The organism is Methylobacterium sp. J-048 (genome assembly GCF_022829515.1).
GTDB lineage: Bacteria > Pseudomonadota > Alphaproteobacteria > Rhizobiales > Beijerinckiaceae > Methylobacterium.
Window position 1 is genome coordinate 28,735 of sequence record NZ_JAKSYL010000229.1, and the last position, 18,872, is coordinate 47,606.

Sequence of the window (18,872 nt, forward strand, 5' to 3'; positions counted from 1 at the left end):
CCCTATCCGGACAAACCTGTCCCCTCACCCTGTCCCTCTCCCACACGGGAGAGGGGACCCGCGCCTCATCCAGAACGGCGCGAGGCCGACAGTCTCCCTCACCGAGGGGGGAGGGGAGGGTATGCGCCAGCCCGCTCACGCGGCGATGAACTCGTTCCACTTGCGCACCATGTAGGTGTTCTCGTCCATCACGGCGTTCCAGCAGGCGACCGAGCCCATGCGCTGGTCGAAGGAGCCGCCGTCGCGGGTGGCGCCGGCCTTCTCGATCAGGGTGCCGTCGGGGCCCAGGATGTCCTTCTCGGCGGGCTTGCCCTCCATCCAGAACGCCCATTCGTCGGGCTGCATGTGCGCCTTCGCGGTCTCCAGCACCGCGGAATAATAGCCCTGGCGGTTGAGATAGGCCCCGGCCCAGCCGGACAGGAACCAGTTGATGAAGTCGTAGGCGGCGTCGAGCTTCCGGCCGGAGAGCGTCTTCGGGATGCCGAAGCCCTGGGCCCAGGCGCGGTAGCCCTCCTTGAGCGGCTGGTAGGTGCAGGGCACGCCCTGGGCGCGCACCTTGGTGACGGCGGGCGACCACATCGACTGGATCACCGTCTCGCCGGACGCCATCAGGTTCACGGATTCGTTGAAGTCCTGCCAGAAGGCCCGGAACTGCCCGGCGCGCTTGGCCTCGATCAGCACCTTGATGGTGCGGTCGATCTCGGGCTTCGTCATGTTGCCCTTGTCGCCGTAGGTGTAGTCGCCGGTGGCCTCCACCACCATGGCGGCGTCCATGATGCCGATGGACGGGATGTTCAGGATCGACGCCTTGCCCTTGAACTCGGGGTTGAGCAGATCCTTCCAGCTCTCCACCGGCCGCTTGATCAGGTCGGGTCGGATGCCGAGCGTGTCGGCGTTGTAGGTGGTCGGGATCAGGGTCAGCCACTCGGTCGGCGCGGACGCGAAGGTTTTGCCGGTCTGGCCCTCGAGGTAGAACACCTTCCGGGGCGCGGTGCCCTGGTCGCCGATCCGCTTCCCGCTCACCTCGCCCTTGGTGAACACCGAAGAGATCTGGTCGGCGAGCTTGATCCGCTTGGCGTCCAGGCCGCTCAGGTTGCCCGACGGGATGATCTTCTTGAGGCTGAAATACTCGGTGTCGACCAGATCGAACGAGTTCGGCTGGGTGACCACGCGCTTGGTCACCTCGTCGGTGACCACGGGAATGTATTCGAGGGTGATCCCGAGATCCTCCTTCACCTTCCGGGCGATGTCGGCGGACTGGCTCACCGCGGTACCGAGGTAGCGCAGGGTCACGGGCTCGGCCGCGTGCACGGCCGGGAAGCCGGTCACCGGCGTCGCCGCCAGGGCCGCGGCCCCTTTCAGCAGCGTGCGCCGGCTCGGCTTCGAGAACGGGTCCATGGTCGTCTCCAACAATCTACGCGTCGAGGCGGTGGGCGGCGGTGGCGTCCCAGCCGACCGGGATCGTGTCGCCCGGCCGGAGCGGGTGGGCCGCGAAGGCGGCATCGCTGAGCACGGCGGTGAGCGCGGCCGAGCTCTCGGCCAGGGCTTCGGGCGGCTGTTCCAGCCCGTCGGCATCGAGGCCGACATGGACGCTGGTGCCCTGGTACTCGACCGCGACCACCCGGGCCGCGAGCGCGCCCGGACCGGCCTCGTCGCCGAGCCGCATCCGGTCGGCCCGCACGGCAATCATCCCGTCGGGCAGGCGGATCACGTTGTGGCCGCCGATGAACCGGGCCACGAAGGCGGTGGCCGGCCGCTCGAACACGGTGCGCGGGTCGGCGGCCTGCTCGATCCGGCCGGCATTCATCACCACCACGAGGTCGGAGAGCGCCATCGCCTCCTCCTGGCTGTGGGTGACGTGGATGAAGGTGAGCCCGAGCTCGGTCTGGATCCGCTTCAGCTCCACCCGCATCCGCACCCGCAGGAACGGGTCCAGCGCCGAGAGCGGCTCATCGAGCAGCAGCACCTTCGGGCCGGTGACGAGGGCCCGGGCAAGCGCGACGCGCTGCTGCTGCCCGCCCGAGAGCTGGGCCGGCAGGCGCCCGGCGAGGTGGCCCATCTGCACGAGGTCGAGCATCGCCATCGCCTTGGCCCGGCGCTCGGCTTTGCCGATGCCGCGCATCCGCAGGCTGAAGGCGACGTTGTCCCGCGCGTCGAGATGCGGGAACAGGGCGTAGCTCTGGAACATCATGGCGGTGCCGCGCTCGGCCGGCGTTGCGTCGCCTACCGCCTTCGGGCCGATCACCACGTCGCCCGCGCTGGCGCGCTCGTGGCCGCCGATCATCCGCAGCGTCGTGGTCTTGCCGCAGCCGGAGGGGCCGAGCAGGCAGCAATAGGCCCCGGACGGTACCTTCAGGTCGATGCCATCGACCGCGGTCGCCGCGCCATAGCGCTTGGTCAGGCCGATCAGCTCGACATTCATGCGAGGCTCCCCCACCGCCGCGGAGCAAGGGCCGGGCCAGGGGGCCTCATGCGCCCTGCCGATCCGCCGGATCGACCGCCCGGTCGAGCACCCGGCCACGGCCCGGCTCGGACAGGACCTTGCCGTCCTCGGCGATCACCTGACCGCCCGCGATGGTCATCACCGGCCAGCCGGTGACCGCAAAGCCCTCCCAGGGGGTGTAGTCGGAGCCGTGGTGGAGGATCTCTTGGCGGATCGTCTCGCGCTTGTTCGGGTCCCAGAGGGTCAGGTCGGCGTCGAAGCCCGGGGCGATCGAGCCTTTGCGCGGATAGAGGCCGTAGAGCTTCGCGTGGTTCGTCGCGGTCAGCGCGACGAACTGGTTAAGGCTGATCCGTCCCTTCGAGACGCCTTCGGAGAAGAACACCGGCAGCCTTGTCTCGACACCCGGGATGCCGTTCGGGATCCAGCGGAACGAGGATTTCCCGCGCGGGTTGAGCTTGCCCTGCGGGTCGTCGTAGCGGAACGGCGAATGGTCCGACGAGACCACGTCGAAGATGCCGCGCCGGATGCCGGACCAGACCGCCTCCTGACTGGCCTCGTCCCGGGGTGGCGGCGAGCAGACGTATTTCGCGCCCGCCATAGGATCGTCGAGGCCGAGCCCCTTCATGTGCTCGGCGGTCAGCGTCAGGTATTGCGGGCACGTCTCCGCCCGGATCTTCAGGCCGCGCGCTTGCGCCCAGGCGATCTGCTCCGTGGCCTCGCGGCCCGAGACGTGGACGATGACGATCGGCAAATCGATCAGCTCGGCATGGCTGATCGCCCGGTGGGCCGCCTCGCGCTCGACCACCTCGGGCCGGGACAGGGCGTGGCCGTAGGGCTTGGTCTCGCCGGCCCGCTCCAGCCGGTCGCTGAGATAGCGGATCGCGTCGTAGCCCTCGGCGTGGACCATCACCCGGGCGCCCTGCCGCCGCGCGACGTGGAACACGTCCAGCAGCTGGCGGTCGTTCAGCACCAGGTCGTCGTAGGTCATGAACACCTTGAACGAGGTGTAGCCGTCGGCGACCAGGGCCGGCAGCTCCTGGCCGAGCACCGCCTCGCTCGGATCTGCGATGATCATGTGGATCGCCACGTCGACGTGGCACTGGCCCTCGGCCTTGGCGCGATAGGCGTCGACCGCGCCGCGCAGCGAGCCGCCCCGGGGCTGGACCGCGAACGGCATCACGCAGGTGTTGCCGCCGGCCGCCGCCGCCCGGGTGGCGCTGGCGAAATCGTCGGCCATGACGATGCCGGGGCCGGGATCCTGGGCGATGTGGACATGGCTGTCGATGCCGCCCGGCAGGACCAGCAGCCCGGAGGCGTCGATCACCCGGGCCGCGTCGGCGATGCCCTCGGCGACCGCCACGATCCGCCCGCCGCGCACGCCGACATCCGCCTGCACCGTGTCGCTCGCGGTGACCACCGTGCCGCCGCGGATGGCGAGGTCGAATTCGGGCATGATGCGCTCTCCTCCGCGCCCGCGGGCGCCTGTCGGGACGGGCGGATGCATCGTCCGCGCCGATTCGGACGACGCGAGGAGGGCACAGCCATCCGGCGGGGTCCAGAGTGCGCAAGTCATGGGTTCCCAAAGGGCTCAGCCCTATGGCGGGGTTCGGGGGCGGAGCCCCTGAGACACCCAGGGCTCTGCCCTGGACCCGCGAAAGGTCACGGACCTTTCGAAACCGGGACTTCGGCGCGAAGGCTCGAGGGGGCTGCTTCGTGGAACTGCCGCCAGACGCGGCGCATATGCCGGGCGGAACCGAAGCCCGCGCGGTCGGCGACCTGCTCCAGGGCGAGGTCGGTCTGGGCGATCAGGTCCCGGGCCAGCGCGATCCGGGCGCGGTTGACCGCATCGGTCACGGTCATGCCGGCATGGCTGCGGAACAGCCGGGCGAGGTTGCGCGGGCTGGCCCCCGCAAGGCGGCCCAGGATTTCGGGCGACCAGTCGCGGGCGGGTTCGGCCGCGATCGCGTCCTGGGCACGATGCACCACCGGGTGGAGATGGCTGCGGCCTTCCAGCCAGGGCGAGAGCTGCGGGTCGTCGGCGCCGCGGCGCATGTAGACGACCAGGGTCCGGGCCGCCGCCAGCGCCGTGGCCGGGCCGGCCCATTCGGCGACGAGGTGGAGCATCAGGTCGACGCCCGCGGTCACGCCGGCGCTGCTGAACCGGTCGCGGTCCTGCACGAACAGCCGGTTCTCCAGCACCCGAGCCCTGGGCGCCAGGTCGGCGAGACGGGCGCAGCTGGCGTGATGGGTGGTGCAGGCATAGCCGTCGAACAGGCCGGCCCGGGCCGCCAGCAGCGTGCCCTCGCAGACCGTCACCAGGGTGTGGCCCGGCCGGACCGCGCCGCGCAGCCAATCGACGATCCGCGCTTCGGCCGCCGCGTCGTCCGGATCGGCCTCGAAGCCGAGCACCCGGGACGACGATCCGGGCAGGAGCACGACGGTGCCCGGCGCGATCGTGTCCGGCAGCGGCTCCGTGCCGCCGAGATCCAGCCCGATCGAGCAGCGGGTGCGCGGGGCCGGCGCCGCGTAGCGCACCGCGAACGCGACCCGGTCCTGGGCCGCCCCGGCGATGCGCAGGACCTCGACCGGGCCGGCGAGGTCGAGCAGCAGCGTGCGCGGCGGCAGGACCACCAGGACCGGGATGCTGCGCCGCGCCGCCTCGCTCATGCGGCGACCGGCAGGTCCCGGCCGGCGAGCGCCTGTTCCACCGTGGCGATGCGGGCGAAGCGGTCGACCAGCACCAGCTCGGTGCGGGCCTTGATGTCGTCCGCCTCGAACCGGCGGCCGGACGGATGGGTCATCGCGAAGGTCAGCGTCGCCTCGGTGACGTAATCCACCTGCCAGCCGCTGTCGGAGGCGTGGCGGGTGGTGGTCTCGCAGCATTGCTCGGTGCGGATCCCCGACACGATCAGGCGCCGGATGCCGTGCTGCGTCAGCCAGCCCGCCAGCCCGGTATCGACCAGCGCGCTGTGCTTACGCTTGTGGAAGATCGCGTCCGGCGCGATCACGATCGGCTCAAGGGTGCGGACATGACCCGACTCGAGGGAGAACGGCCCGGAATCGGCGAGGTGGAACACCTGCAGCACCGGAATCTTGCGCGCCACGGCGCCGTCGATGAGCGCTTGCAGGCGTTCGGTGAAGAGCGGGACATCCGCCTCGCTCCAGAACGGCCGGTGACGGAAGGAATCCTGGACATCGATGACCAGCAGCGCAACATCGGACATTTCGTGTCTCCCGCTTGGTGAAGCGAGCGGTAGGATCGCTCTCTCGATAGGCGCGCGAAAGAAACCGCACCGCCAACGAGCGGACATTTCCGGCCAATCAACCGACGGGCGGGGGATACCGCATGGATGATCCGAAAAACATCTTCGTGCTGACCGGGGCCGGCGTGTCGGCCGAGAGCGGGCTCGGCACGTTCCGGGACCGCGGCGGGATCTGGGCGCGGTTCGACCCGATGAAGCTCGCCACCCCGGAGGCCTATGCGGCCGATCCCGACACCGTGCTCGATTTCTACGACCATCGCCGCCGGGGCGTGGTCGCGGCCGCGCCCAACGCCGCGCATGCCGCCCTGGCCCGGGCCGAGGCGCGGCTAGCCGAACGGGGCGGCCGGCTGTTCCTGTGCACGCAGAACGTCGACGACCTGCACGAGCGGGCCGGCTCGCGCGCGGTCGTCCACATGCACGGCGAGTTGCTCAAGGCCCGCTGCACCGCCTGCGAGGCGGTCACGCCGTGGCGCGACGACCTGAACAGGGCCTCAGCTTGCCCGGCCTGCGGGATCGGGGGCCGGATGCGGCCGGACGTGGTCTGGTTCGGCGAGATGCCGATGCATCTCGCCGCGATCGAGGACGCGCTCGCCGCCGCCGACCTGTTCGTGGCGGTGGGGACCTCGGGAGCGGTCTATCCGGCGGCGGGCTATGTCCGGCAGGCCCGAGCCCTCGGAATTTCCACCTGCGAAATCAACCTGGAGCCCTCGGACAACGCCGACGCGTTCGACGATGCCCGCTACGGGCCGGCGAGCACGGCGCTGACAGGCTTTCTCGCCGACCTCGGCCTGTGACGCCCGAGCGGATCGCAACGCCTTGCCGGCGAAGGGCTTTTCGATTCGCGGCCGGGTTCCCCGGGGCAGGACCAAAATCTTAAATGACGCGAATCACATCCGCGCGAGCTGTCAAGAACTGGTCGGGCCGTTGCCCACCGGTTACAACGGTCAAGCTCGGGTTCGGCGTCGCGGCCCGCCCGGGCGTTCGTTGAAGCCACAAGGGGAAGACGAAGACCCATGCAGCACTTCACCGTAACCGACCGCGAGCGCGACACCGTCCTGGCGGCTCTGCGCTATTACCAGTTCTACCGGATGCAGGGTCATCCGTTCGACCCCCGCCAGGACCACCTGATCGACACCATCGCGGGAAGGGCCGGGGATGCCCTGGACCTCACCGAGATCGACGATCTCTGCGCCGGCCTGAACGGCAACCCCCACGCACTCGCCGCCGCGGCCGCCTGAGGCCGCAGCGCGGGGCGGGCTTCGCGCCGCCCCGACCGCCGGGGATAGACCCCTTCGAGACGAGCGAAACCGCCGCCGGAGGGAGCACGATCCCCGTCTGCGTTTTGCAGCTTCCGTCTGGGAGGCGACGCCCCGCCGGACGCCGATGCTCAGTTTTAGTCCCCTGGGCGGAAGAATGATCCGAGCCGCCCCGCCCAGTCATCCCGGGGCCGCGCAGCGGAGCCCGGGATCCAGAGCCGCCGACGCGCCAAACCTTTGCACCGACAATGGTTCTGGATTCCGGGCTCGCCTACGGCGCCCCGGAATGACGGTGCAGACTATCGCTTGGACGTGGCAGATCCCGAAACGATGGGTTTGCCGAAAGATGCAACTCAGAGCGATGTTTTAGCACGGTCACGGCGTCGGGCCCACGTGATCGACGGCCCGGTACCGCAACCGACGCCTCAGGGCGCCTTCTTCAGCTGACCCTCGGCGCGGGCCACGCCGGCCTCGCAAGCGGCGGCGTCACCCTTGGAATCGGCGGTCCGCGCCTCGTCCAGCGCGACCTTGGCCTGCTGGGCGGCGTCGGCGCCTTCGCCGGCCTGGGCCGACTTCTCCGGGGGCGCCTGGGGGGATTCGTTTGCGCGCTGGCCCTCGGTGCCGGTCACGCCCTCACCGCTGCGCTTGGCCGCGTTGCCCTGGCCGCTGGTCGAGGCCGAGATCGAGGCGGTCGCCTCCGAGGTCACCCGCTTCGACAGGGCGTCGATCTTGTCCGAGCACGGGGAGGCGAGGACCGGGGCCGCCGTCAGGATCAGGGCCAGGGGCACGGTGACGGAAACCGTGAAGGCGGCGGGACGCATCATCGGGTCGAACTCTTTCGTGGCGGGGGGCCGAGGATCAGGTCCCCGGTCCCCCAACGCGTCGCGATGCGGCGCGGTTCAGGCGCTGAGCTGGTCGCGGATCGGCAATTGCCGCACGCGCCGGCCGGTGGCGGCGAAGACCGCGTTGGCGATGGCGGGTGCCACCGGCGGCACGCCGGGCTCGCCGACGCCGCCGAGCGGCCCGTCATAGGAGCCGGTCGGCACCAGGTGCACGCGAACGACCTTCGGGGCGGCGTCGATCCGGATGATCTCGTAGCCGTCGAAGTTGTTCTGCACCGCCCGGCCCTGCTTGAAGGTGATCTCGGAGGTGAGGGCGAGCCCCATCCCCATGACCACGGCGCCTTCCATCTGCGACCGGATGCGCTCCGGGTTCACCTGCGGCCCGCAATCGACCGCGATGTCGATGGCGTGGACCTTCACCTGGCCCTTGTCGTCGACCTCCACCTCAGCCGCCACCGCCGTGTAGGTGACGAAGCTGTAATGGCCGGCGATGCCGAGGCCGCGGCCCTTGGGCATCTGCCGTCCCCAGCCGGCGCCCTGGGCGACGGCCTCGATCACGCCGCGCAGGCGGCCGGTATCGATCGGGTAGAGCTTCGGGTCCTCACCGTGGTTCCAGACGTCGCCGATCGAGGTCGGGTCGATCTTGCGGGCCGGGCCGATGAGATCCAGCAGGTACTCCTTCGGGTCGCGGCCGGCCGCGTGCGCCAGCTCCGACACGAAGGACTGGATCGCGAAGGCGTGCGGGATGTTCGAGACCGAGCGGAACCAGCCGATCCGGACATGGGCGGCGGCTTCCGGGTTCTCCATCCGGGCGTTGGGCAGGTTGAACGGCGTGTTCACCAGACCCATCCCGAGCTCGAACGGCAGCTCGTGCTTCGGATCGGGCGCGAAGATCGACCCGATCGTCGGCGCCACCGAGCGGTGCAGCCAGGCCACCGGCATCCCCTTCTCGTCGAGGCCGGCCTCCAGGTGCTCCACCGAGATCGTGTGGTAGTAGCCGTGGTGGATGTCGTCCTCGCGGGTCCAGGCGAGCTTGACGGGCGCGCCGTCCACCGCCTGCGAGCAGAGCGCGGCCTCGACCACGTAGTCGGGCTTGGACTTGCGCCCGAAGCCGCCGCCGAGCAGCGTGACGTTCACCTTGACCTTGTCGTCGGGCAGCTTGAGCGCCTTCATCAGGCGGTCGTTGGCCGCCTGGGGGCCTTGCGTGCAGGCCCAGGCCTCGCAGAACCCGTCCTTGACCCGGGCCACGGCGGCCGGGGGCTCCATCGGCGACTGGGACAGGTGCGGCACGAAGTATTCGGCCTCGACCTTGGTCTTGGCCTTGGCCATCGCGCCGTCGACGTCGCCCTGGTTGCGCACCACCTTGCCGGGCTTGCGCGCGGCGGCCTCCAGCTCCTTGCGGAACACGTCGGTGTCGTAGCCGGCGTTCGGGCCGTCATCCCAGGTGATCTTGAGCGCGTCGCGCGCCTTCAGGGCCGCCCAGGTATTTTTTGCGACGACCGCGACACCGCCGAGCGGCATGAACTCGCTCGGGATCTCGCCGCCGTCGATCTTGAAGATCTTGACGACGCCCGCGACCTTCCTGGCCTCGGTGTCGTCGTAGGACTTGACCTTGCCGCCGTAGACCGCCGGGCGGGCGACCACCGCGTACAGCATCCCGTCGAGCTTGGTGTCGAGGCCGTAGACGGCCCGGCCCGTGGTGATGTCGACGTTGTCGATCAGCCCGATCTTGCCGGTACCGATGTACCGGAAATCCTTCGGGTTCTTCAGCGTGACGTTCGTGGGCACCGGCAGCTCGGAGGCCGCCTGCGCCACGGCGCCGTAGCCGAGGCTGCGCTTCGACTTGGCGTGGGTGAGCGTGTGGTTGGAAGCCGTCACCTCGGAGGCCGGCACGCCCCATTGCTTGGCCGCAGCCTCGATCAGCATCAGCCGCGCGGCCGCGCCGGCATGGCGGAAATGCTGGAAGAAGTGGCGCAGCGAGCGCGAGCCGTCGGTGTCCTGATTGCCGAAGCGCTCCTCGTCGCCCCAGGCCTGGATCACCTTCACCTTCGGCCAGTCGGCCTCGAGTTCGTCGGCGACGGTGAGCGCCACGGAGGTGCGCACGCCCTGGCCCATGTCGGAGCGGTGGTTGGTCACCGTGACGGTGCCGTCCGGGGCGATCGACACGAAAATCTTCGGGTCGTCGCGCCAGCCGTGCGGCATGCCGTCGGCGCCGAACTTCTGGGCCTTCTGCTCGGCGGTCTGGCCCTCGTCGGCGCGGGCGTCGCGCAGGGACAGGGCGAGCACCAGGGCGCCGGCGCCGCCGAGGATGCCGCGGCGGCTGACATTGGCGAGCACCGGCCGAGTGGTCGTGTCGGCGGTCGGTTGAGCGGCCAGTTCGGCCATCATCTGGGCCGAGATCATTGGTTCTTGGATCACAGGCGCTCTCCCTTGCCGGCGGGCGCCGTCTGGCCGGCGGCCTGATGGATCGCCGCGCGGATGCGCGGATAGGTGCCGCAGCGGCAGATGTTGCCGCTCATCGTGTCGTCGATGTCCTGCTCGGACGGCTTCGGCGTGTCCTTGAGCAGCGCGGCGGCCTGCATGATCTGTCCGCACTGGCAGTAGCCGCACTGGGCGACGTTGAGGTCGCGCCACGCCACCTGCACCGGGTGGTTGCCGTCGGGCGACAGGCCCTCGATGGTCACGACCTCCTGGTCGGCGGCCGCCGAGATCGGCGTGATGCAGGCGCGGGTCGCCGCGCCGCCGAGATGGATCGTGCAGGCGCCGCACAGCGACACGCCGCAGCCGAACTTGGTTCCGGTGAGGCCCAGCTCGTCGCGCAGGTACCACAGCAGCGGCATGTCGGGATCGCCGTCGAAGCTGCGCGCAGCCCCGTTCACGGTGAGTTTGATCATCGGTGTATCCTGTCTGGCGACGCCGGAACGGCGTTCAATCGGGCCCGGGCCGCATCGGGGGCGCCGACCGGTCGTCTCGTCCACGCACCCGCTGATGGACGACAACCTGACGATCGGACCCTGGGGTTCAGAATGGGAGGATTCTAAGCTACGATTCCGGTCGTGCGCAACGCAAAGCGTCCGCGGCATGAGTCCGGAGGCCCGCGTCTGATACATGCTGCGTGTGGCGGCGCACATGTCGGCTTTTCGAACGACGGCCTCTTCAGGGTCGCGTGTGCGGAAAGCCATGCTGCCGCGCCGTCCCGATGACGATCAGGGTCGGCACGAGCAGGGCGAGCAGAGCGGGCGCGAAGGCCGCGGTACCGACCCTGTCGAGCAACAGGCCGCCGACGATTCCGCCGCCCGCGATCGCCACGTTCCAGACCGTGACCAGCATCGCCTGCGCGATATCGGCCGCGTCACCGGACGCCTTGGCCAGCGCTGCCTGGAACAGGGTCGGCACGCCACCATAGGCGAGCCCCCAGATCGCGGCGGCGGCACAGATCGCTGCCGGATCGTCATTCCGGAGGCCGAAGATCAGCGTCGCGAGCCCGAACAGGCCGGCGCTGAGCAGCGTCAGCGCCCGCGCATGCCGGTCGATCAGGACGCCCACGACCCAGAGGCCGATCAGCGAGGCGGCGCCGAAGATCAGCAGCACCAGATCCGTCCGCTCGCTCATGCCGCCGACGGCGAGGAACGGCGCGACGTAGGTGTAGAGGATGTTGTGGGCCAGCACGAAGGCCAGCGTCACGAACAGCACCGGGCGCACGCCGGCCAGGGCGAAGACAGTGCGCAGGGCGTAGCGTCGGCCGCCCGGCTGGCCGGGGAAATCCGGCACCGTGACCAGGACCCACGCGACGAGGATCAGCGTCAGCCCGCTCATCACGCCGAAACAGGCCCGCCAGCCGATCGCCGTGCCGAGGAAGGTGCCGGCGGGGATGCCCAGCGAGAGCGCCAGCGGGATGCCGACCATGGCGACCGCGATGGCGCGGCCCTTCTGGTGCTCCGGCACCATGCGGGCCGCGTACCCGACGAGCAGGGCCCAGAGCAGGCCGGCCGAGACGCCGGCGACGAGGCGCGCCGCCAGCGTCAGGGCGTAAGACGCCGATACCGCCGTGACGGTGTTGGCCACCGCGAAGCCGAGGATCGCGGCCAGCAGCAGCGTCCGGCGGCGCAGGCCCTGTGTCGCCGCCGTCAACGGGATCGCGGCGATCAGCGAGCCCAGTGCGTAGATCGTGACGAGCTGCCCGGCCAGGGATTCCGGCACCGCGAGGCCGGCGCCGATCTGCGGCAGCAGGCCGGCGGGCAGCGCCTCGGTCAGGATGGTGATGAAGCCGGCCAGGGCCAGCGCCAGCAGCCCGGCCAGGGGAAGGCTGTTCGATTCGGTCGGATCGCTACTTCTGCCGGCAATAGATTGGCCGGGAAGGGTTCGGGGTTCCGTGGTCGCCGTCATCGCACACCTGTCCGATCGAGGCGATGCCCCTTCCGGGCGCGGCGCCAGAAGGCCGGTCACCGGCTCTGGTGGTGACGATAGGATCGCTTGCCTGTCCCGATCATCAGGCTACAATTCTCGACATATCGGACAAATTCGTCCGCAATCGGCTCGCACGATGGATAGGCTCGGATCCCTGACCGCCTTCATGCAGGCCGCTGAGGCACGCAGCTTCACGGCGGCGGGCCGGCAGCTCGGCGTCTCCGCCTCGGCGGTCGGCAAGGCGGTGGCGCGCCTGGAGGAGCGGCTCGGCGTCCGGTTGTTCCACCGCTCGACCCGGGTGGTCACGCTGACCCCGGAAGGCGGGCAGTTCCTCGAACGCTGCCGGAAGATCCTCTGCGAGATCGAGCAGGCCGAGTTGGAATTGTCCCAGACGCGGGATGCGCCGCGCGGAAAACTGCGCGTGAGCCTGCCGATGGTCGGCCGCCTGATGGTGCCGACGCTCTCGGCCTTCATGGAAACCTGGCCGGAGATCGAGCTCGACCTCGATTTCACCGACCGGCTGGTCGACGTGATCGACGAGGGGTTCGATGCGGTGATCCGCACCGGCGAGGCGCGGGATTCGCGGCTGATGACCCGGGTGCTCGGCAGCTACGACCTCAAGCTGGTCGGCGCGCCCGCCTATTTCGCCGCGCACGGAATCCCGGGCTCGCTCGGCGACCTCGCCGGGCACCGGTGCCTGCGCCATCGCTTCCCGACCACGGGCCGCCTGGAGGATTGGCTGCTGGGGGCGGGCGACACGATCGACTTGCGGACCGCGGCGACCTCCAACACCATCGAGCCGCTGGTCTGCCTGGCCGAGCGCGGCCTCGGCATCGCCTGCCTGCCGGATTTCGCGGTCCGCGCGCAGATCGCGGCCGGGACGCTGATGAGCGTGATGGACGACGCGGTGCACCGCTGCGGCACCTTCCGCATTCTCTGGCCGTCGAGCCGTCAGCTCGCGCCGAAGATCCGCGTCTTCGTGGATTTCATGGCGGAGAACCTGTTCGCGCCGCCATGACAATTCGGGTTTCAAAAGGGCTCAGCCCTTTTGCGAGTGCAGGGCAGAGCCCTGCAAGCCTCCGGGCTCCGCCCCGGAACCCCGCCAAAGGGCTGAGCCCTTTGGAAACCCGTTGTTTCCTGTGTGCGATCAGGATCGCCCCTACACCGTCACCTGCGTCCCCACCTCGACCACCCGCCCGGTGGGGATCTGGAAGAAGTCGGTGGCGTCGTTCGCATTCTTGGCGAGCGTTATGAAAATCCGGTCCTGCCAGAGCGGCATGCCCGAATGGGTCGCCGGGCGGATCGAGCGGCGGGACAGGAAGAACGACGTCGCCATGATGTCGAACTTGAAGCCCTGGCGGCGCAGCAGCACCAGGGTCTTGGGGATGTTCGGCGTCTCCATGTAGCCGAACTTCATCACGACCTTGAAGAAATGCGGCCCCACCGGCTCGATCCGGACCTTGTCGGCCTCGTTCGAGCGCGGAGTGTCCACCGTCTCGACGGTGAGGATCACGTTCTTCTCGTGCAGCACCTTGTTGTGCTTGAGGTTGTGCAGGAGCGCCGCCGGGGCGATCTCGGGGTCGCTGGTCAGGAACACCGCGGTGCCGCGTACGTGGTGGGGCGGGCTCTTCTCCAGCATGCCGACCAGCTCGACCAGCGGCACGTCGGTCTTGCGGGTCTTGTTGAACAGGATCGTGACCCCGCGCACCCAGGTCCACATCAGCACGATGAGGGCGCCGGCCAGGATCAGGGGCACGTAGCCGCCCTCGACCACCTTGATCAGGTTCGAGAGCAGGAACAGGAACTCCAGCACGATGAACGGCAGCATCACCAGGGCGGCCGCCACCGGCGACCAGCCCCACATCCGCCAGATCACCAGGAAGGTCATTGAGGCGGTGAGCAGCATCGTGCCGGTCACCGCGATGCCGTAGGCCGAGGCCAGCGACGACGAGGTCTTGAACAGCACCGCCAGCAGCACGACGCCGACCATCAGGAGCCCGTTGATCTGCGGCAGGTAGATCTGGCCGGCATGCGATTCGGAGGTGTGCCGGATCTCGAGGCGCGGCAGCAGGCCGAGCTGGATCGCCTGCCGGGACAACGAGAAGGCGCCGGTGATCACCGCCTGGCTCGCCACCACCGTGGCGAGCGTCGCCAGCACCACCATCGGCAGCAGGCCCCAGGCCGGGACGAGCTGGAAGAACGGGTCTGCGGTGTCGGGCTTCTCCAGCACCAGGGCGGCCTGGCCGAGATAGTTCAGGGCGAGCGCCGGGAAGACCAGGCAGACCCAGGCCACCTGGATCGGCTTGCGGCCGAAATGCCCGAGATCGGCGAACAGGGCCTCGGCGCCGGTCACCGCCAGGAACACGGCGCCGAGCGCCACCAGGGCCCCGGTGCCGTGGCCGAGCAGGTAATGCACCGCGTACCAGGGGTTGGCGGCGCGAAAAACCTCCGGGTGCAGGCCGATATGCGGCAGGGCCGCGAGCGCCATGGCGACGAACCACACCACGGTCATCGGCCCGAAGAACGCCGCGACCTTGGCGGTGCCGCGGTTCTGCACGAGGAACAGGACAACGATGATCGCGACCGTGATCGGCAGCACGTAGTCGTTCAAGGCCGGGGTGACGAGCTTCAGCCCCTCCACGGCCGAGAGCACCGAGATCGCCGGGGTGATCACCGCGTCGCCGTAGAACAGCGAGGCGCCGAGCAGCCCGAGCATGAACACGATCCGCGAGCCGCCGAGCGCCTTGCGGGCCAACGCCATCAGCGAGAGGATGCCGCCCTCGCCGTTGTTGTCCATGCGCAGCAGGATCAGGACGTACTTGACCGTCACGATCAGGAACAGCGCCCAGAGGATCAGCGAAACGGTGCCGATCACCTCCTCGGGCAGCAGGATGCCGTCGGTGCGGGCCGGGACCAGGGCCTCGCGGAAGGCGTAGAGCGGGCTGGTGCCGATATCGCCGTAGACGACGCCGACCGAGCCGACCAGCAGCGTCCAGAAGCCGGCATGGCCGTGCCGGGCCTCGGCTTTCTCGGGGGAATCGTGGGCGGCGCCGGGCGTGGGCGCCTGCATCGGCCCGGCGCCGCCGGTCTCCCCGGCCGCCGGGGCGGAATCGGGCACGGCGTCAGAGGCCGCGGGCACGGGCTGGGCTGCTACGCCGGGTGCGAAGGTCTGGCTCATGCGGAATGTCGGAGGCTCGGGCGTGGCCGGCGTTTCGCGGGTCGGCTCAGGGGCCTGGTGGGGCCGGGCAGGAGGACGCGAAAACTCCGCCGAACCACGCGGGCCGGCCACCGGGCCGACCGCTCACGGGATCGTGCGGCCTTGCTATCACGGCCTCAAGCGGCCGGGAACCGGGTGCGACGCGAAGATCAGGGCTTGGGTGGGAGGGGGGAGCGCGGTGATGGGGGCCAACGTTCGCTTCGGGGGAGGCCCTACGCGTCCGATCACCCGCCTCGTCATTCCGGGGCGCCGCAGGCGAGCCCGGAACCCAGAGCCGCCAACGGTTCAAGATCCGGCACTGGTGCGGTTCTGGATCCCGGGCTCCGCTGCGCGGCCCCGGGATGACACGGTGATTCTTCCGGCGCTGTTCCGCTACCTAGCCTATTCGGCCGCGGTGCGCGTGCCGCCGCCCTGCTGGCCGAAGCGGCGCTCGATGTACTCGATCACCACCGTCTCGAAATCCTTGGCCAGCGTCGCGCCGCGCAGGGTCATGGCCCTCTTGCCGTCGATGAACACCGGCGCGGTCGGGGTCTCGCCGGTGCCGGGGAGCGAGATGCCGATATCGGCATGCTTCGATTCGCCCGGGCCGTTGACGATGCAGCCCATCACGGCGACGTTCAGTCCCTCGACCCCCGGATAGGTCTTCTTCCATTCCGGCATCGAGGTGACGATCCAGTTCTGGATGTCGCGGGCCAGCTCCTGGAAGGTCGTCGAGGTGGTGCGGCCGCAGCCGGGGCAGGCCGCGACCATCGGCACGAAGGTGCGGAAGCCCATGGTCTGCAGCAGTTCCTGGCTCGCCTTGACCTCGACGCTCCGGTCGCCGCCGGGCTCGGGGGTGAGCGAGTAGCGGATCGTGTCGCCGATCCCCTCCTGCAGCAGCACGCCGATCGCCGCCGAGGCGGCCACCAGGCCCTTGGAGCCCATGCCGGCCTCGGTGAGGCCCAGGTGGATGGCGTAATCCGAGCGGCGCGCCACCTCGCGGTAGACCGCGATCAGGTCCTGCACCGCCGAGACCTTGGCCGAGAGGATGATCTTGTTCTGCGGCAGGCCCAGAGCCACGGCGCGGTCGGCCGAGCCGATCGCCGAGCGCACCATCGCCTCGCGCATCACCGCGCGGGCATCGATCGGCCGCGGCAGCTTGGCGTTCTCGTCCATCAGGTGGGTGAGCAGCTCGCCGTCGAGCGAGCCCCAGTTGGCGCCGATCCGCACGGTCTTGCCGTACTTGATCGCCTGCTCGATGATCGAGGAGAACTGGGTGTCCTTCTTCTCCTTGAAGCCGACGTTGCCGGGGTTGATCCGGTACTTCGCCAGGGCCTCGGCGCAGGCCGGATGGTCGGCGAGCAGCTTGTGGCCGATATAGTGGAAGTCGCCGACCAGCGGCACGTGCACGCCGATCCGGTCGAGGCGTTCGCGGATCTTCGGCACCGCGGCTGCGGCCTCGTCCCGGTCGACCGTGATGCGGACCAGCTCCGAGCCGACCCGGGCGAGCTGGGCGACCTGCGCCACCGTGCCGTCGATGTCGGCGGTGTCGGTGTTGGTCATCGACTGCACGACGATCGGGGCGCCGCCGCCGACCATGACCGCGCCTTCGCCCTCGCCGACCGTGACGCCCACGGTGCGGTGGCGCGGCGACGGGCCGGCGACCTCCGGGCCCCCGTAGGCCAGGATGGTCTCGGGAGCGGGGTTTTCGGAGCGGATGGCTTCCATGACTTCCATCGTGGACCTTCGCGTGGGCGCGGTTCGCGAAAAAGCGCCGGGGCCCCGTTCGGACCGGTCGGACGTTTCGCGACGCGCGCCTCGCCGGAGCTTCGGGGCTGCGCGCCGACCGCGGCTTAGCTGCGGACGACGCCGCGCAGCGTCAAGCCGACGCCGCGTATGACAGCATCGCGGCTGTCATGTCGTATCCGGATGCGGATGTCGAGTTGGCCGGGTGCGCAACACCGGTTTTCGTCCGCCGCTGTTGCCGAATCGCGCGTCGTGACCGGCGCCTCGGATGCGCCGTAAGCCCGGCGCATGGTTGATGTTGCACTGCAACATCCCATCTAGGGGATCCTGATTTGGAGGCCGACATGAGCGCGCACCCCCACGGCGGTGAGCCGCACAATCCGGTGACCGTGGTTCCCGAGATCCCGCCCGAAGTCCCGGTCTCGGACGGGATCGAGCCCAATCCCGCCCACCCGCCGCACCAGATCCTGGCGGGCCCCGGGGCCGAGAAGCCGGTCGCGCTGGCCCTGCAGGGCGGCGGCGCGCACGGGGCCTTCACCTGGGGCGTGCTCGACGCCCTGATCGAGGATGGACGCCTGGCGTTCGAGGCGGTGACCGGGGCCAGCGCCGGGGCGATGAACGGCGTCGTGATGGTCGACGGCTGGCTCAAGGGCGGCCCGGACGGCGCGCGCGAGGGGCTGGAGCGGTTCTGGCGTGAGGTCAGCCTCGACGGCGATCTCGGGCCGGCGCAGCGCAACTTCGTCAGCGGGCTGTTCAGCCTGTGGAAGGGCAACCCGGTGGCCGAGTTCTGGTCCAAGATGCTCTCGCCCAGCCCCTACGTGTCGAATCCGCTCAACATCAACCCGCTGCGCAAGGCGCTGGCCGAGCAGGTCGATTTCGAGCGCCTGCGCGAGGCCGAGACCGCGGGCCTGTTCGTCTCGGCCACCAATGTCTGGACCGGCAAGCTCGCGGTGTTCGAGCGCGAGCGCCTCACCGTCGACCACCTGATGGCCTCGGCCTGCCTGCCCACGGTGTTCCAGGCTGTGGAGATCGACGGCGTGCCCTACTGGGACGGCGGCTATCTCGGCAATCCGCCGCTCTACCCGCTGCACCGGGCCGCCCGGACCCGCGACATCGTGCTGGTCCAGATCAACCCGGTCGAGCGGCGCGAGACGCCGCGCACGGAGCGCGAGATCCGCGACCGGCTCAACGAGATCACCTTCAACGCCAACCTGATGCGGGAATTGCGGGCGATCGACTTCCTCGACGGGTTGATCGAGGACGGCACCCTGGGCCAGGGCGGCTACCAGCGGGTCCTGGTGCACCGGATCGACGGCACCGACGCCCTGGAGGATTACAACGCCGCCTCCAAGCTCGACGCGCGCTGGACCGTGTTCAAGCGCCTGCGCGACAAGGGCCGTGCCGCCGCGCAGGTCTGGTTGTCCGAGACCTACGGGACGATCGGGCAGGCCTGTACCCTCAACTTGCGGGATGCGTATCAGTAAAACGGCGGACGGCAGAGATGACGCGCGTCTTGCGACAGGTCACGATTCGATCGGTATCAAGACGAGCTTCGGATTCGGTCCCGGGAAGCGTGCAACTTTCCGGCAAAATCGCCAGCTAATAAATACATCTAAGGTAGAAAATTTCGAGCGTAAGATATATTTCACGCGGCCAGCCTATACCGGTACATTGACCGAACGCCGATCGGGTTCGGCGATTCTTACCCCAAGGGCTGGC

The 18,872-nt window shown here is 69.6% G+C and carries 15 protein-coding genes; 4 read left to right on the plus strand and 11 right to left on the minus strand.

Going from position 1 to position 18,872, the window contains the following annotated elements; all coding sequences use genetic code 11:
* Nucleotides 1-135: 135 nt before the first annotated feature.
* From MKL09_RS23095 to MKL09_RS23115, 5 genes are all read right to left on the minus strand, one after another.
* Complete coding sequence (locus MKL09_RS23095; protein ID WP_244024084.1) at nucleotides 136-1,398, minus strand: PotD/PotF family extracellular solute-binding protein; 1,263 nt, start codon at nucleotides 1,396-1,398, stop codon at nucleotides 136-138.
* 16 nt (nucleotides 1,399-1,414) lie between these two features.
* Nucleotides 1,415-2,422 (minus strand): ABC transporter ATP-binding protein, encoded by a 1,008-nt coding sequence (locus MKL09_RS23100; protein WP_244024086.1) that lies wholly within the window; start codon nucleotides 2,420-2,422, stop codon nucleotides 1,415-1,417.
* A 46-nt stretch (nucleotides 2,423-2,468) separates the two neighbouring features.
* Nucleotides 2,469-3,896: a dihydropyrimidinase gene (gene hydA / locus MKL09_RS23105; RefSeq protein ID WP_244024088.1), complete on the minus strand. Its 1,428-nt coding sequence runs from the start codon at nucleotides 3,894-3,896 to the stop codon at nucleotides 2,469-2,471.
* Between the two features lie 206 nt (nucleotides 3,897-4,102).
* The gene (locus MKL09_RS23110; RefSeq protein WP_244024090.1) at nucleotides 4,103-5,110 is read right to left on the minus strand and encodes a GlxA family transcriptional regulator; all 1,008 of its coding nucleotides are present in this window, start codon (nucleotides 5,108-5,110) and stop codon (nucleotides 4,103-4,105) included.
* The gene (locus MKL09_RS23115; RefSeq protein WP_244024092.1) at nucleotides 5,107-5,667 is read right to left on the minus strand and encodes an isochorismatase family protein; all 561 of its coding nucleotides are present in this window, start codon (nucleotides 5,665-5,667) and stop codon (nucleotides 5,107-5,109) included. Before MKL09_RS23115 ends, MKL09_RS23110 begins: the two co-directional genes overlap by 4 nt.
* Before the next feature lie 122 nt (nucleotides 5,668-5,789).
* Here MKL09_RS23115 and MKL09_RS23120 point away from each other — a divergent pair, with 122 nt between their 5' ends.
* Together MKL09_RS23120 and MKL09_RS23125 are read left to right on the plus strand one after the other, a co-directional pair.
* Entirely contained in the window at nucleotides 5,790-6,500 is a 711-nt protein-coding gene (locus tag MKL09_RS23120) for a Sir2 family NAD-dependent protein deacetylase (protein ID WP_244024094.1), read from the plus strand.
* A gap of 219 nt (nucleotides 6,501-6,719) precedes the next feature.
* Nucleotides 6,720-6,944, plus strand: a complete 225-nt coding sequence (locus tag MKL09_RS23125) for a hypothetical protein (protein ID WP_243945024.1) — start codon at nucleotides 6,720-6,722, stop codon at nucleotides 6,942-6,944.
* A gap of 443 nt (nucleotides 6,945-7,387) precedes the next feature.
* Here MKL09_RS23125 and MKL09_RS23130 read toward each other — a convergent pair whose 3' ends face one another.
* From MKL09_RS23130 to MKL09_RS23145, 4 genes are all read right to left on the minus strand, one after another.
* Nucleotides 7,388-7,786, minus strand: a complete 399-nt coding sequence (locus tag MKL09_RS23130) for a hypothetical protein (RefSeq protein ID WP_244024096.1) — start codon at nucleotides 7,784-7,786, stop codon at nucleotides 7,388-7,390.
* A gap of 75 nt (nucleotides 7,787-7,861) precedes the next feature.
* Nucleotides 7,862-10,207: a xanthine dehydrogenase family protein molybdopterin-binding subunit gene (locus MKL09_RS23135; RefSeq protein ID WP_244024146.1), complete on the minus strand. Its 2,346-nt coding sequence runs from the start codon at nucleotides 10,205-10,207 to the stop codon at nucleotides 7,862-7,864.
* An 11-nt stretch (nucleotides 10,208-10,218) separates the two neighbouring features.
* Entirely contained in the window at nucleotides 10,219-10,698 is a 480-nt protein-coding gene (locus tag MKL09_RS23140; RefSeq protein WP_092042949.1) for a (2Fe-2S)-binding protein, read from the minus strand.
* 262 nt (nucleotides 10,699-10,960) lie between these two features.
* The gene (locus MKL09_RS23145) at nucleotides 10,961-12,190 is read right to left on the minus strand and encodes an MFS transporter (RefSeq protein ID WP_244024097.1); all 1,230 of its coding nucleotides are present in this window, start codon (nucleotides 12,188-12,190) and stop codon (nucleotides 10,961-10,963) included.
* Nucleotides 12,191-12,347: 157 nt separating this feature from the next.
* Between MKL09_RS23145 and MKL09_RS23150 the strand changes: the two genes are divergently transcribed.
* Entirely contained in the window at nucleotides 12,348-13,229 is an 882-nt protein-coding gene (locus tag MKL09_RS23150; protein WP_244024100.1) for a LysR family transcriptional regulator, read from the plus strand.
* Nucleotides 13,230-13,370: 141 nt separating this feature from the next.
* On the opposite strand, the gene MKL09_RS23155 is transcribed toward MKL09_RS23150, so the two are convergent.
* Both MKL09_RS23155 and ispG read right to left on the minus strand, forming a co-directional pair.
* Nucleotides 13,371-15,389 (minus strand): potassium transporter Kup, encoded by a 2,019-nt coding sequence (locus tag MKL09_RS23155; RefSeq protein WP_244024102.1) that lies wholly within the window; start codon nucleotides 15,387-15,389, stop codon nucleotides 13,371-13,373.
* 420 nt (nucleotides 15,390-15,809) lie between these two features.
* A complete protein-coding gene (gene ispG / locus MKL09_RS23160; RefSeq protein WP_409566972.1) occupies nucleotides 15,810-17,144 on the minus strand; it encodes a flavodoxin-dependent (E)-4-hydroxy-3-methylbut-2-enyl-diphosphate synthase in 1,335 nt (444 codons plus the stop codon).
* Between the two features lie 353 nt (nucleotides 17,145-17,497).
* Between ispG and MKL09_RS23165 the strand changes: the two genes are divergently transcribed.
* The gene (locus MKL09_RS23165; RefSeq protein WP_244024106.1) at nucleotides 17,498-18,637 is read left to right on the plus strand and encodes a patatin-like phospholipase family protein; all 1,140 of its coding nucleotides are present in this window, start codon (nucleotides 17,498-17,500) and stop codon (nucleotides 18,635-18,637) included.
* Nucleotides 18,638-18,872 lie beyond the last annotated feature (235 nt).

Coding starts and splice junctions, on each gene's coding strand:
- MKL09_RS23120 (WP_244024094.1), top strand. CDS start 5,790: ATGGATGATCCGAAAAACATCTTCGTGCTGACCGGGGCCGGCGTGTCG.
- MKL09_RS23100 (WP_244024086.1), bottom strand. CDS start 2,422: ATGAATGTCGAGCTGATCGGCCTGACCAAGCGCTATGGCGCGGCGACC.
- ispG (WP_409566972.1), bottom strand. CDS start 17,144: ATGGAAGTCATGGAAGCCATCCGCTCCGAAAACCCCGCTCCCGAGACC.
- MKL09_RS23155 (WP_244024102.1), bottom strand. CDS start 15,389: ATGAGCCAGACCTTCGCACCCGGCGTAGCAGCCCAGCCCGTGCCCGCG.
- MKL09_RS23095 (WP_244024084.1), bottom strand. CDS start 1,398: ATGGACCCGTTCTCGAAGCCGAGCCGGCGCACGCTGCTGAAAGGGGCC.
- MKL09_RS23150 (WP_244024100.1), top strand. CDS start 12,348: ATGGATAGGCTCGGATCCCTGACCGCCTTCATGCAGGCCGCTGAGGCA.
- MKL09_RS23165 (WP_244024106.1), top strand. CDS start 17,498: ATGAGCGCGCACCCCCACGGCGGTGAGCCGCACAATCCGGTGACCGTG.
- hydA (WP_244024088.1), bottom strand. CDS start 3,896: ATGCCCGAATTCGACCTCGCCATCCGCGGCGGCACGGTGGTCACCGCG.
- MKL09_RS23125 (WP_243945024.1), top strand. CDS start 6,720: ATGCAGCACTTCACCGTAACCGACCGCGAGCGCGACACCGTCCTGGCG.
- MKL09_RS23130 (WP_244024096.1), bottom strand. CDS start 7,786: ATGATGCGTCCCGCCGCCTTCACGGTTTCCGTCACCGTGCCCCTGGCC.
- MKL09_RS23135 (WP_244024146.1), bottom strand. CDS start 10,207: ATGATCTCGGCCCAGATGATGGCCGAACTGGCCGCTCAACCGACCGCC.
- MKL09_RS23145 (WP_244024097.1), bottom strand. CDS start 12,190: ATGACGGCGACCACGGAACCCCGAACCCTTCCCGGCCAATCTATTGCC.
- MKL09_RS23140 (WP_092042949.1), bottom strand. CDS start 10,698: ATGATCAAACTCACCGTGAACGGGGCTGCGCGCAGCTTCGACGGCGAT.
- MKL09_RS23110 (WP_244024090.1), bottom strand. CDS start 5,110: ATGAGCGAGGCGGCGCGGCGCAGCATCCCGGTCCTGGTGGTCCTGCCG.
- MKL09_RS23115 (WP_244024092.1), bottom strand. CDS start 5,667: ATGTCCGATGTTGCGCTGCTGGTCATCGATGTCCAGGATTCCTTCCGT.